This is a genomic window from Streptomyces sp. NPDC090088 (assembly GCF_044747345.1).
In the GTDB taxonomy this organism is placed as follows: domain Bacteria; phylum Actinomycetota; class Actinomycetes; order Streptomycetales; family Streptomycetaceae; genus Streptomyces.
Window position 1 is genome coordinate 417919 of the sequence record NZ_JBIVDZ010000009.1, and the last position, 13080, is coordinate 430998.

Consider the following 13080-nt stretch of genomic DNA (forward strand, 5'->3'; position numbering starts at 1 on the left):
GAGGCGTACGGCGGCACTGCTCAGGTCACGTAGAAGATCCCGGCGTCCGAGTCGGCGGGCGTGTACTCCGCGAGCCGCGCCCGCAGCCCGTCCTCGCGCTGGGGCCGGTAGAGGTCGTGGAAGGCGCCGAGTTCGGCGCCGTCGTCCGAGCCGCGGCGGATCTCCTCGGGGCCGCCGTCGGCCAACTGCGCGTACCAGGGCGTCCCGTAGCGCAGCGCCGTGAACAACGGCCGTACGGTGGTGCAGCGATGGCGCTGCGGGGTGCGCGAACCGGCGGGCACGGCGCTGTACCGCAGGCAGCCGATGCCGCGCCGGGCCACGTGCAGCCGGCCGGTGAGGATCGAGTTCTCGGCGATCTCGACGGCGTGGGTGTGGATCTCGCCGATCACGGTGGTGCGGTGCAGGTGCAGCACGGCGTGGGCGTGCCGGCCGTCCGGGGCGGACAGGGCCTCCCGGTCGTGGCCGGTGGCGTCCAGGACGCTGTCGCGGAGGTGGATGCCGAGGGGGTCCTCGGTCACCTCGTCGCCGATGACCTCGATGGTGCCGAGGATGCTGTGCTCGATCTGGAGGCAGGCGGTGGTGCGGTCCAGGACGATGCTGGGTTCCTCGGGCGAGTGCGGTTCGCAGTGCGGTTCCAGGGACCAGCCGGGCACGAGGGTGGAGTGCCGGACCACCACCGCGCCCATCGGCCCGGTGACGTTGATGCCGCGGCCGGCCACCAGCAGCCCGTCGAGGACGATCCGGGGCCGCTCGTGCGGGGCGCAGTCCCCTTCCACGGCACGGATGTTGAGGGCGTCGGGCCGGTTGCTGTACCAGTCGAGGAGGCGGATCACCGGCCGGGTGCCCTCGGCGGCGCGCACCTCCAGGCGGTCGCCCGGGTCGAGGTCGAAGTCCAGCTGTTCCTGGTAGGCGCCGCTGTGGGTGATCTCGATGATCCCGGTCCGCTCGGGGTCGCGCTCGCTCTGCCAGGCCCGGTAGGCGTCCATGATCTGCCGGTACGGCTGTCCCGGGCCGACCCGGTAGTAGGTCGCGTCCGGCCGGTCCACACGGTCGGGCCGGTCGTACTCGCCGCCGCCGAGGTCGGCGCCGTACGCGTAGTGGTGGTCCACCCACACGCCCTGCCGGGGCGCCGACCGGGCGCCGAACGCGATCCGCCCCAGCTCCGGGTCGACGGCGATCTGGCCGCGCCCGGGCCGGTAGCGCCAGTCGGAGAGGTCGGCGACCACGATGTCCGACGGCGGCACCGGCCGGTCCTCGCCGTCGCGCCGGATCACGAAGCTCTTGCCGGGACCGTAGTAGTCGAGGAGCCGGTCGTGGAGGAGGCGGCGGGTGATGAGGGCGGGGACGTTGTCGACGGTGGCGATGTGGGTGGGCGACGGCTCCGGGACCGGCTTGGTGACCAGGGGGCTGTCGCTGCCGAGGATCGAGAAGGTGTAGAGGTTGCGGGCGCGGTCGACGCAGTACGCCGGGGAGGAGGTGAGCGAGTACGCCTTGAGCCGCCAGACGAAGAGGGCGACCCCGGCGGGGCTCCGGCCGCCCTGCTTCCTGGCGGAGCCGGCCGACCGGACGTCGGCCGTGCGGGCCGTGGTGTCGAAGGGTCCGCCCTGGAGGGCGAGTGCCGAGCCGTCCCTGAGGTCCACGAGCCGGCCGCGTCCCGTGTCCCGGAACAGCTTCACCGACTGGTTCCGCGCCACCAGCCGGGACAGCTCCACCGCCCGCGCGGGCCACCCGGCGACCTGCTCGGAGATCTCCTCCAGCAGGTGCAGGGTGCCCTTGCGCCGCCGGTTGGCGACCGTGGCGGCCACGTCCGCGCGCGGGGCGACCGCCTCGGCGAGGGCGTCCCGGCCGCCGTCGTGCAGCCCCGTGGTGAGTACGCGTTCGTAGCCGGGCAGGGTGCGGTACCCGACGAGATCACCCAGGTACGGCAGTACCCAGGGCGCGGCCGTCTCCACGAACAGGTCCTCGTACCCCTGCTCGACGCCGTCGCGGACCCGGTCCAGCTGCTCGGCGACCACCGCGAGCAGCGCGCGCAGCGGTTCGCCCTCCTCGGCGTCGCGCAGCAGGTGCCAGCGGGGCAGCAGGGCGGCGAGGCCGTCCGGCGAGTGGGCGGCCATCACTTGACCTCCGTGAGGATGAGGGTGTCCGTCGCCTTCGCGGAGAGCAGGGCGAGCTGGGCGGGGCGGATGCCGCGGAAGACGTACACCGAGCGGCCCTTCCGCAGGCGCTGCGTGTCGGTGATGTCGGGGTTGAGGCGCAGGAGTCGGGACAGCGGGATGCCGTAGTGCCGGCAGACGGAGGAGAGCGTCTCGCCGTCGGGGTCGCGGACGGTGTGGATCTGCTCCTCGTACGACGCCTCGCGCGCCCGCACGGAGGACTTCGGTTCGCCGGGATCCGCGAGGAGGGCGGTCAGCTCGTCCGGGGTGGCGGAGGCGGGGACGCCGGTGAAGACGTCGACGTCCACGTAGTCCACGCCGGGCACGGTGTGGGCGGTGGCGAGGAGGTCGGAGAGCCGGGCCGGCCGGGCCAGCTCCCGTCCCTCGTAGCCGAGTCGGGCGTACAGGGCCTGCCGCAGCCGGGGTTCGACGTACTCCCAGGCGTGGTCGGGGGCGACCTTCACCCGGGCGGAGACCAGCAGCAGCACCGGTTCGCGGGCGTCCACGCGGACCGTGAGGCCCGGGTCGCCGTACTCGGCGAGGGCGGCCCGCAGGGCCTGGAGGGTCTGTTCGCCGAGCGGGACGTCGTCGGTGCCGGCCACCGTCACGTGCAGCACGCGCCGCCGTCCGTCGAAGAGTTCGCGTGCCGCGGCCCGGCCGATGCCGGCCCGGGAGCGGGCGAAGTCCTCGTAGTCGGGCACCGAGACCAGCCGGTCCAGGGCGGAGACGGCGAGCGGGACGGTCCGGCGGGTCAGTCCGGGGCCGTCGGCGTCCGAACCGCCGCTCGCCGGGAGTGGGTTGGTGACCGCGGTGACGCCGAGCGGGCGGGTGAGGGGCTGGGTGATCCGGGCGGCGGCCACGTTCGCGGCCCGGCCGGTGCCGAAGCGGTAGCGGGCGTGGACGTTCTCGTGGCCGCTGGGCAGCCGGGCGCCGTGCACGCCGTCGCCGAAGGTGACCGTCGTCCGGCCGTCGGAGGCGGTGCCGGTGATGTACACGCGCTCGTCCGGGCCGCGTCCGGCGAGGCTGTCGACCTCGTGCCAGAGCACGCCGTCGGCCCGGATCTCCAGGACCGGGGTGGCGCCGAGGGGATTGTCGGCGGCGAGCCAGGTGAGCGGGGACTGCCAGAGCGCGAAGGTCTGGTTCGTCCGCTCCGAGTCGCCGCTGCCGATGGCCTCCTCGCGGCTCTCGCCGTGGGTGGCCTCGACGACGTTGCCGAGGATCCGGACGGTCGCCCGGCGGTAGCGGTGGGCGAGGTCGGTGGTGAGGGCGAGCCGGGTGTGGACGTGGTCGCCGGGCAGCCGGGGGTCCACGGCGGGATCCGCGGCGGCGACGGTCACGACCTCGGTGGCGGTGACGCCGGTGGTGCCCGGGATGTCGGCGCGCTCGCCGCCGACGATCAGGGTGCGGCCCGGCCGCAACCCGTCGTACAGCCGGTCGAGTTCGATCACGTTGCCGTGCACGTCCTCGCCGAGCGGTTCGTCGGCGAGGTCCAGCGGCTCGCTCGCCGCGTGCACGGTGGTGTCCCGGATGTGCGAGAGCAGCACGTCGAACTCGTCCAGCCACGGGTCGGCCAGGGTGAGTTCGGTGCCGCGGCCGGTGATCCCGTAGTTGGTGTACGCCGCCGTACGCGCCGCCACGACCTGGGTGGTGACGAAGGCGAGTGCGGCGTCGCCGTGGATGGTGCCGCCCTTCGCGGGGCGCTGGATCGCGACCCAGCTGCCGACGGTGATGCCGGTGTGCACGGAGTCCAGCTGGAGCACGTTCCGGTTCACCGGCGCCGGCTTGCTGGCCACCACGATCTCGATGTCGGACTCGGTGCCGCCCACCGTGTAGCGCAGGCTCACCTCGTACTCGCCCTGCGTGAACTGCCGGGTGTCGCCCGGCCGCAGCGGCTCGACGTGTGCCGTGCCGTCGCTGACGCCGACCTGGACCAGTCCGTCGTCGCCCGGGCGCGACACGGTGAGGGTGCGCTCGGGGAGCCCCCCGCTCAGCCGGACGGTGACCCCGGGATCCTGGGCGGCCCGGCTGGACAGCTCCACCTGGCCGGTCCCGAGGGTGAAGCGGACCTGCTGGGTGACCGGCAGGGTCACCGCCCGCTGGTCCGAGCTGTTCCCCTCGACATACTGGAACTCCGCCCGCACCGGCGTCCGCCCCGCCGCGTCCAGCACGACCCGCGTCCCGGTGAGCACGGCCCCGGTGAGCGGCCAGTCCGTGGACCGGATGACCCGCCCCTTGTCGTCCTGCACCGGCTTGAGCGGTGCGGTCGCACCGAAGGGCGCGGCGGTGACCCGCATGGCGAGCAGAGCCCGGAGCAGCGGCGCGGTATCGGCGACGGCGGCCCTGCGCCAGGCGGGGTACAGGCTCCCGAGGGAGGGATTGAGCGCGGCCAGCAGCCGCGCCGGATCGGTGGCCGGGCGCGCCTCGACTCCCCCGGTCGCCCTCGCGCCCCGCAGGGCGGGAAGCACAGCGCCCAGCGCCTTGAAAGCAGCGGTCCGGGAAGCGCCCCCGCTTGGGGGCGCGGGGAACTGCGCGACCAGCCCCCGCGGCGCCGCACCCGAAGCACCACCCTCATCACTCTGCGCGGGTGCCAACTCCAGTGCCCGACGGGCAAGTTCTCCCAACACGGCCTGAAGCCGCTCGAACCAACCAGCCACGTCCTCCCACGGCTCCGCCAACACCTCCGCCTCACCCAGCCGAGCCACCGGCTCGACCAGCACCCCCGCCAGCCCCTCCGGCGTCTTCACGCCCTCCAGAGCCGCCCGCAGCGGCGCCAGCACCTGATCCTCGAAGTCCTCGATCAGCTTGCTCACCGGCCGCGGATCGGGCACCTCCGGCGTGGGCGGCTCCTCCCCCGGCTCGCCGGGCTCCGCGGGCGCGGCGATCCACCGCCGCACCTCGTCGACGAGTTCCTTGAGCGTGGCCGGCGCGGACCCGGGCAGGGTGAGCGCCGTGATGTCCTCGTCCCGGTCGATCCGCACCTCCGCGACCGGCAGCAACTCACGCTGCCCGCCGGCCTGTTCACCGAACACGAACAGCAACTGGTCGCCGGTCGCCAGCAGGTTCGCCGTGCCCTCGACGAAGAGCTCCGAGCGGCGCGCCAGATCGTCCGGGGTGACGAGCGACGGCCGGCGCCGGCGGACCTTCAGCTCGTTCCAGTCCCAGCGGGCCATGAGGTCCCGGCCGCTCTCGAAGGTCAGGGACTCCTCGTCGGCGGAGGCGGGCACGCTCTGGCTGCGGGCGCCGCGCGGGATCCGCACGGCCAGGGTCTCGGCGCGCGCGTCGCGTTCGAGGGTGTACGCGAGATGGGTGGCGGCGGCGACCCCGGGGCGCGGCCGGTGGCCGACCAGCCGGCCGAGCAGCACCAGCGAGCGGTGCTCGTTCGCCGTACGGACGTACGCCTCGTCGGCGATCCGCTCCGAGTGAAAGGTGAGCAGGTCGCCGAGGACGGCCGTGGCGTCGAGGAGGCCGATCGCCGGGTCGTCCGAGGTGCGGACCGTGAGCCCTGCCAGGGCCGGGTACGCGGGCGAGGCGAGCCGGTCCAGGAGCGCGGCCAGGAACGTCCCGTACGTGCCGACCCGGTAGTCGAGGGCGGTGCGGCCGGGAGGGTTGTGGACCGGCGCCGGTGCCACGCGCTCGTCGTGGCCGCCGCAGCCGCAGGTGCACTCGTCGGTGGCGGTCATCGGGCCGTACCTCCCAGGGATATGGCCAGCAGGCCGTTCTCCGGCCGGTCCGGGTCGTTGTCGCAGGTGGCGATCTCCAGCGGGCCGAGCCGCAGCACGCCGTCCTCCCTCTCTCCTCGGTCCTGCTCGAACAGCCGCCGCAGCCGGGTGACCCGGACGCTCTCCACGCCGGGTACGGCGGCGGCCACGGCGACCAGGCGGCTGAGCCGTACCGGTTCGCCGAAGGTCAGCGCGTCGGGGTGGAAGAAGCCGCCCCGGCCGCTGCCCAGGGCGCGGTACAGGTCGGCGAGGATCCGTCCGTGCTGGTGACCGGGCCGGGCGCAGACGGCGAGCGCGATGTCCAGCGGGACCAGCCGGGCGGGGCCGACCACCAGGTCGTGGCCGATGCGCCGGTACCGCTCCAGGGACTGCTCGACCCGGGCCAGCAGTTCGGCCGACGGCTGTGCGGTGCCGTACGCGTCGATCGCCACGTGGGCTTCCCGGACGCTGCCGGTCCAGCGGATGTCGGCGGCGGCGCGCTGGACGCCGGGGAGTTCGGCGGCGAGGGCCGCGTAGTCCTCGGCGGTGACGGCCCGCAGCCTGGTGCGCCGCAGGTCGAGGGGTGCCAACTGGCGTACCTGCTGGACGGGTTCGGGTTCGACGCCACCCGTGGCGGGCAGCGGGTTGCGGACCGTCGCGGCCGGCGGCCGCTCGCGGCCGGCCTGGACGACGAGGTGGTTGATGGCCTCGGCGCCGACGTTGCCCGCGCTGCCGCCGCCCAGCCGGTAGCGCAGGTCGAGGCGGGCGCCGGGGGTGGGCCGCGCGCCGTGCCGGCCGTCTCCGAAGCGCAGGGCGAGGCGGCCGTCGTCCTCCGGTTCGCCGACGAAGTGCCGCTCGCGCGGGGCGCTGTGCAGCAGGTCGCGGCGCGGCTCCCAGGCGAGGTCGCCCTCCCCGATGCGCACGGCGGGCAGGGCGCGGCGCGGGTCCTGGGCGAGGGCGGCGGTGGCGGACCCGCGCAGCACCGGCTCCTGCGGGTGCAGCCCGGCCGCGTACGCGGGGCCCCAGCTGTGGGCGATCTCCCAGGCGATGTGCGGGTCGAGAACCGTGCCGGCCCGGGCGCGGGAGACGAGGACGGCGGCCCGGCTCAGCTTGCCGTCGAGCAACTCGTCGCTCCGGTGCAGGAGTTCGCGCAGGGCCCGGACCGGGTGGGCGCGCAGTTCGAACCGCTCGACGACCTTCAGGCCGAAGACGACGGTGAGTTCGTCGATCTCCGTGTCCCCGAGGCCGTCCCGGTCGCGGGCGCTGCGCCACAGCTCGACGAGCCGGTGCCGTACCCGGCCGGGGATCTCGGCGATCCGCTCGGCCTGCCCGGCGGCGACTCCCGCCGGGTCGGGGAAGGGCACCGCCTGGACGACCGGCGCCCGGCCGAGGACCGGCCGGAAGCGGGGCGGGATGCCCGGGTAGACGGACTGCGCGAGCAGGGTGCGCAGGGCGGCCGCCTGGGCATACGCGGTCCCCGGCACCACCCTCCCCCAGCCTCCGGCCGGGGGGACCCCCACTTGGCGCTGGCCGGCCTGCTCCAGGCCGATGCCGGCGCGTGCGGTCGCCGCCTCGCCGAGGTGCGCGAAGAGGTCCTGGACGTCGTCGGGTACGAGGGCCTCGCCGCGTTCCGCCTTGTCCGTCAGGGAGCCGAGGAGCCGGGCGGGGGCGTTGCCCTCCTCGCGGTCCGGGCAGCCGAAGGCGGGAGGGCCGCAGGGGGCGAGGACGGCGGGTACGGGCGGCACGGTGACCGTGTCCCCGAACCCGGACCGGCCGTGGTCGGCCAGCACGACGTTGCCGCGGGCCAGGGTGACGTCCTCGACGGGCAGGCAGTCGCGGCCGCCGGGGGCGGTGAGGCGGAGCGGGAAGCGCAGGGCGTCCTCGGCGGCCCAGGTGACCTCCAGGACCGGCTGGTCCTCGATGCGGTCGACGGCGGGGGTGACGGAGGTGAGGCGGACGGCCTGGCGGTGGCTCGGGTCGGCGTCGCCGGGGGTGCCGGTGCGCGGGCCCTTCACCTCTTCGAGGACCAGCAAGTCGCCCGGCTTCAGGGCGAGTCGGCGGTCCCGGCAGGTCTCCGGGTCGTCCCACTCGTCGCGCAGGGTGGCGGCGGTGGCGCCCCTGGGCAGGGCGCACACCTCGCCGCCCCAGGTCCACAGACGGATCGCGTTGTGGGCGACGCGCAGTTCCAGCGGGTCGGCGGCGACGACCGGTTCGAAGACCTCGACCGAGCCGCGCTCGTCCAGGTCGCCGAGGTCGTTCTCGTCGATGACGGTGCCGGGTTCGGGGCGGTCGTGCGGGTCGAGGGCGCGGACGTCGACGGAGGCGAAGCGGAAGGTGCCGGGGGCGAGGACGGTGTCGCCCGCGGTCCGGACGGTGACGTAGGCCCGGGCCGTGCAGCCGTCGTGCATCGCGTAGTCGATGAGCTTGACGTGCCGTCGTACCGAGACCCGGCGGCGCGCGGTGTCCAGATAGGCCTCGGTGGCCACCGCGTCCTGCTGGTAGCCGATCTGGTCGCCGGTGTGGGCGAGCAGTTCGACCAGGGTCACGCCGAGGTCGGCGGGGTTGCGCTCGGCCCAGTCGGGGGTGGTGAGCGCGAGCCGGTCCAGGAGCAGCTTGCGGATGGTGTCGTAGTCGCGGGCGGTGTAGTCGACGACGGGGGCGGACGGGAAGTCCTGTTCCCGGGGTTCGTCGTCCTGGCAGTCGAAGGGGGTCGGGCAGTCGGGCCGGAAGGAGAACCCGGCGCTGGAGTAGCGCTGGTCGAAGCCCCGGAAGGGCTCGGTGCCCGGGCGGCCGTACGGGTCGGCCTCGACCAGCGAGAGCCGGTAGCGGGAGGTGTCGCCGGCCCGGTCGAGGGTGACGTGGAGCAGGTCGTCGAGCTCGGGGTCCTCCTCGCGTTCCACGCTGATGTCGAGGGCGGTGATGCCGGTGATCCGGCGGCCGCCGTCGACGCGGACGTTCTCGGGGCCGAGGCCGTGCGGGGCCTTGCCGAGGAAGGTGACGGTGAGCAGCAGGCCGTCGTCGCTCACCTCGACGGCGTCGACGCCGTTGAGCTGCGCTGCCCGGACCTTGGCCCGCCGGGTGGCGGTGGTCATCCGGCCGCCCTCCCCACGAAGACGTCCTCGCGGACGGCGCCGGTGGCGCGGACGACGTACGACAGGTGGACGCGGACCACGGCGTCGTCGTTGTCGATGTCCAGGGCGACCACGTCGACGAGGTCGCCGAGCCAGCGCTGCAGGGAGGCCTGCACGGAGAGTTCGAGAGTGCTGACCAGTTCCGGGCTGTTCGGGGCGAAGACCAGGTCGAGGAGGCCGCAGCCGAAATCGGGGCGCATCACGCGCTCGCCGGGGCTGGTGAACAGCAGCTGCTCGATGAGGTCGTGGACGTGCTCGGTGTGACCGGCGTGCGCGGTGCGGCCCCTGCGGTCGGTGCGGAAGGGGAACGCGATGTCCGTGCGGGGGCGAAGGCGTGGGCTCATCGGACGGTGACCTTTCGCTGTGCGGCCTGGACCACGGGGGGTCCCTGCGGCACGAGGGCCGCGGAGAGGCACAGGGCCGCGGAGGTGTCGAGCAGCACGGGCGCGCCGTCGACCGTGACGCCGGTGCCGCCGGCGGTCCAGCGGACGGTGACGCACGGCGAGGGAACCCGGTCGACGGTGTGCGGGCAGCCGACGACGACATAGCCGTGGGCGGCCGTGGCGACGACGGCTCCCCCGACCCGTACGGCGCCGGAGGGTGTGGTGGCGGCGGTGACCCGGCCGCCGTGCGGGCAGCCGATCACGGCGCCGGCATCGAGCAGACTCCCGGACAAGTTCTCTTCTCCCCGTGTCTTCTAGCGCTTCGAGCCCACGGTCAGCTGACCCTGGTTGATGGTCACCTGGTCGCCGCGGAGCAGGACTTCGGCGCCCGCGCCGGTCGAGATGACCACGGCTTCCCTGGTGATGCGGATGTAGGCGCCGCCCTGGGCCTGGAGCAGGATCCCCTGCTCGGCACCGGCGGTGTCGTCCATGACGATCTTGTGTGCGCCCGGTGTCTGCACGACGACGGGCTTGGTCGGCGAGTTCGCCCGCAGCGCCCGCCGCGCGTCCGGCGGCAGTTCGTCGGCGGCGCCGTACCAGCACCCGGTCCACACCGGGAAGCTCGGGTCGCCCTGCTCGAACTCCACCCAGACGCCGGAGCCGGGCGGCGGCACCACGAACTGGCCCGACTGCGGCCCGGTGAACGGCAGGCAGGGCAGCGCCCAGGTGGACGGCTCGTCGCCGAGCACGTCGGGCACCTCGACGGTGATCCGGCCGATGCGCAGCGGGTCGTCGTTGTCGACGACCCGGCCGCGGAACTTGCCGAGGTAGCGGTTGTTGGCTGCTGCCGCCATGCTGAACTGCTCCTGAGTGATGAGGTGTTACGGCCGGACGTAGTCGCTGCGGGCTTCCAGGCCCTCCCGGGAGAGGGTGAAGTTCTGCTGGAACGAGCCCGGGCGCAGGGTGTGGGTCACGGACTTGACGTAGTAGTCGCCGTCGTAGGCCCGTCCCGAGCCGCGTACGCCGACGAGCTGGCGGGGCTGCAGGAGGTAGCCGTGCCGGTTGACGTCGAGCGAGCCGGAGCCGGAGACGACGTCGGCCGAGACGGCGGCGCGGGCGAGGAGTTCGGCCTCGGCCTGCTCGCGCTGCTGCTTGGCGGTGCCGGCGAGGGTCCTCCGCCGGAGGGCGGGGGTGGGCCGGCGGCCGAGCGGCGGGCGCAGTGGGCTGATGGGCGGCTGAGGCAGCAGGGTGGACTGCCGGGTCCCCGGGTCCTGCCAGCGGGCCTGCGGCTCCTCCCGGGCCGTCCCGTCGTACGCGAACGTCAGCTGGTCCACGGTGGTGTTGGCGTCCATGTTGACGTTGAGGGCGTGCTGGCGGATGCCGAGCCGGACCTCCGGGCCCCAACGGGCGGAGGACTGGCCCGGGTTCGGGCCGGGCTCCAGGTAGAAGGTGTAGCCGTTGGCCTTCGCGAGGTCGGTGACGTACTGCAGGTCGGTGCCGGTCTGGTACGGCACGCGCAGGTCCTGGTGCGGGGGCTGGCTGATCTTCTCCGCGTAGACGTCGGGCCGGATGCCGTAGTCGGAGTACCGGCGCAGGATCGCGAGGACGCGTTCGGAGGGCGGCAGGTTGGGGTAGCGGGCGGTGCGCTCCTCCAGGTCCATGAGGAGGGTCAGGTCCTCGCCGGTGACGGTGAGGGTGGAGTGGCCGGGCTGGTTGCTGGCGCCGACCTCCTGCCGTACGACCAGTCCGTCGAAGAGGACGTCGGTGGTGCCGCGCACGCTGACGGTGACGACGAGCCGGGTCTTGGGGTCGAAGAACCCCTCGGGCAGCAGCCGCCCGTTGATGACGCCGGTCTTGGTGAGGTCGAAGGCCAGCTGGAAACCGCTGCGCTCCCCCGCGGTCGCGGTGATCTGCGCGGACAGCAGGGCCTCGGTCACCTCGGCCGGCACCGGCTGGACGAGCTTCGGCCCCATGAGGAGGGTGATGCGGACGGGGCCCTGCCCCACGGGCTGCTCAGACACGGCGCTGTCCCCCGGGCTCGGGGATCCGCACGACCCGCCCGGCCTCGTCCGTCAGCTCCCGCGGGTCGAGGACGGGGTTGGCGTCGGCGATGCGCCACCACTGGCCCGGGTCGCCGAAGTGGCGCTGGGCGAGCAGGTCGGGCCGCTCGCCCGCGCCGACGACGTGGTCCTGCGTCGGCTGCGCGTCGAGCGGGGGCAGCAACCGGCGTTTCGCGTAGCGGACTTCGGTCCCGTCCGGCTGGACGTGCACCCCGATCCCGGCGTCGTGGTAGCGGCTGGTCCGGGGGTACGGATGCGCTCCCGGTATCGCGCCCAGGGCACTCTCGTACGGCTCGATGTCGGCCATGGCCGCTCCTCAGCCCCTTCCGCTCAGTACGTCCACGCCCGGCAGCCCGAGGGCGCCGAGGCTCCCGCCCCGCGCGGCGGCGGCGAGCCGCTCCTTCTGCGCGAGGTGGGCCAGGTAGAGGTCGGCGCCGCGGTGCCCGGCCGGGAGGTCGCTGACGGTGAGGATCCTCAGGCCGATGCTCAGCGAGGCCCGGATGGGGTTGAGGTTCACGTCGAACGCGGACTCGTTGACCGACAGTTCGGTGAGCCGCACGGGCATGACCCGCTTGCTCCCCCAGGTGAACAGGGTCAACGGCATCTCGATCGGGCTGATCTCGATGGTCCCGTTCTGCGCGAGCCGGCTCGCGGCCCGCAGCTGGGCCGTCGTCGGCTGCACGAGCATCTCCAGCGTCGCGAGCTGCGGATGGATCCCGTCGGGCGCGGCGATCTCCAGCTGGTCGGTGGCGTCGATCTCGGCGGTGAACTTCCAGGACTCCTGGGCGGGCCCCTTGAGCCGCAGCGCCTCGTTCCGGTCCCCGCTCCCGGTTCCGCCGCTCGCACTGTCCGTGCTGTCCCCGGCGGACTGCGGCGCGATGCTCCGCTCCAGGGTGTCCGGGTTGAACTGGAGCACGATGACACGCTGGGGGGTACCGCTGGCGGGGTCGACGACGACCAGGCCGGAGCGGATGGGTTTGGGTATGTCTGCGTAACGGGTCACAGGCGGGCCTCCAGACGTGCGGCCAAAGGCGCGTAATCGTGTGCGGGGAACTCGCCCGGGAAGAGCCGCAGCATCGTCCTGAGGTTTTCCAGGATGTATCCGAATTCCCGTTCACCCAGGCGGACGTCGGCGAACAGGTACTGCCAGCCCGTCACGCCTTTGGTGATGAACAGGTTGTCGAGGTAGTCGCGGTAGTCGAGGTCGAGCCGTACATAGCCGTGGTAACGGTCGAGGAACCAGATCTCTGGGTTCGCAACGCCCCGCTGGTATCGCATGGCAGCGATGCGTCCTTCGCCCCCGAGGGAGATGTCGTCCAGAATTCGAAGGTCCTCCAGGAGCTCTCGGTCGCTCTCCTCCCGGAGGAAATCGTCGACGTCCAGCCACCTGTCGCTGCTTGCCACGACACTCATGACATCGAATTCGCCGACGAGCGTGGTGGCAGGATCCGCGGCACGCCAGTGCAGGCCCCTGTTCCGGTAGGGGATGTGGGTCTCCTGCAGCCTCGGGGCAAGCGGATAACCGTCCTGGGCCAGGGACTCGAACAACTCCGCCGGCTCCGGGCCCCCTGCCCCGCCTGGGCCGCGCTGCTCGTCCAGGACGTCCAGGAGCGACGAATCACGCACCTCGCGGACGGTCTCGTCCATGCGGCGCT

Annotated in this window: 10 protein-coding genes; all 10 read right to left on the minus strand. The window is 73.7% G+C overall.

Going from position 1 to position 13080, the window contains the following annotated elements:
- Positions 1-20 precede the first annotated feature (20 nt).
- From ACIPSJ_RS38785 to ACIPSJ_RS38830, 10 genes are read right to left on the minus strand one after another with little or no spacing between them, the layout of a single operon-like run.
- Positions 21-2114: a hypothetical protein gene (locus tag ACIPSJ_RS38785; RefSeq protein ID WP_401352908.1), complete on the minus strand. Its 2094-nt coding sequence runs from the start codon at positions 2112-2114 to the stop codon at positions 21-23.
- Positions 2114-5833, minus strand: a complete 3720-nt coding sequence (locus tag ACIPSJ_RS38790; RefSeq protein ID WP_401352910.1) for a putative baseplate assembly protein — start codon at positions 5831-5833, stop codon at positions 2114-2116. The genes ACIPSJ_RS38785 and ACIPSJ_RS38790 overlap by 1 nt, the downstream gene beginning before the upstream one ends.
- On the minus strand, positions 5830-8943 hold the full coding sequence (locus ACIPSJ_RS38795) for a putative baseplate assembly protein (protein WP_401352912.1): 3114 nt from the start codon (positions 8941-8943) through the stop codon (positions 5830-5832). The genes ACIPSJ_RS38790 and ACIPSJ_RS38795 overlap by 4 nt, the downstream gene beginning before the upstream one ends.
- On the minus strand, positions 8940-9326 hold the full coding sequence (locus tag ACIPSJ_RS38800; RefSeq protein WP_355716606.1) for a GPW/gp25 family protein: 387 nt from the start codon (positions 9324-9326) through the stop codon (positions 8940-8942). Before ACIPSJ_RS38800 ends, ACIPSJ_RS38795 begins: the two co-directional genes overlap by 4 nt.
- On the minus strand, positions 9323-9658 hold the full coding sequence (locus ACIPSJ_RS38805) for a hypothetical protein (RefSeq protein ID WP_359209134.1): 336 nt from the start codon (positions 9656-9658) through the stop codon (positions 9323-9325). Before ACIPSJ_RS38805 ends, ACIPSJ_RS38800 begins: the two co-directional genes overlap by 4 nt.
- 21 nt (positions 9659-9679) lie before the next feature.
- Positions 9680-10219 (minus strand): phage baseplate assembly protein V, encoded by a 540-nt coding sequence (locus ACIPSJ_RS38810; RefSeq protein ID WP_355716602.1) that lies wholly within the window; start codon positions 10217-10219, stop codon positions 9680-9682.
- Between the two features lie 27 nt (positions 10220-10246).
- Complete coding sequence (locus tag ACIPSJ_RS38815; protein ID WP_359209130.1) at positions 10247-11386, minus strand: hypothetical protein; 1140 nt, start codon at positions 11384-11386, stop codon at positions 10247-10249.
- Positions 11379-11732 carry a hypothetical protein gene (locus ACIPSJ_RS38820; RefSeq protein WP_359209127.1) on the minus strand — a complete coding sequence of 118 codons (354 nt, stop codon included), beginning with the start codon at positions 11730-11732 and terminating at the stop codon, positions 11379-11381. Before ACIPSJ_RS38820 ends, ACIPSJ_RS38815 begins: the two co-directional genes overlap by 8 nt.
- Before the next feature lie 9 nt (positions 11733-11741).
- Positions 11742-12428, minus strand: a complete 687-nt coding sequence (locus ACIPSJ_RS38825) for a hypothetical protein (protein ID WP_401352916.1) — start codon at positions 12426-12428, stop codon at positions 11742-11744.
- Positions 12425-13072, minus strand: coding sequence for a hypothetical protein (locus tag ACIPSJ_RS38830; RefSeq protein WP_359209121.1), 648 nt, complete (start codon positions 13070-13072; stop codon positions 12425-12427). Before ACIPSJ_RS38830 ends, ACIPSJ_RS38825 begins: the two co-directional genes overlap by 4 nt.
- Positions 13073-13080: the final 8 nt, after the last annotated feature.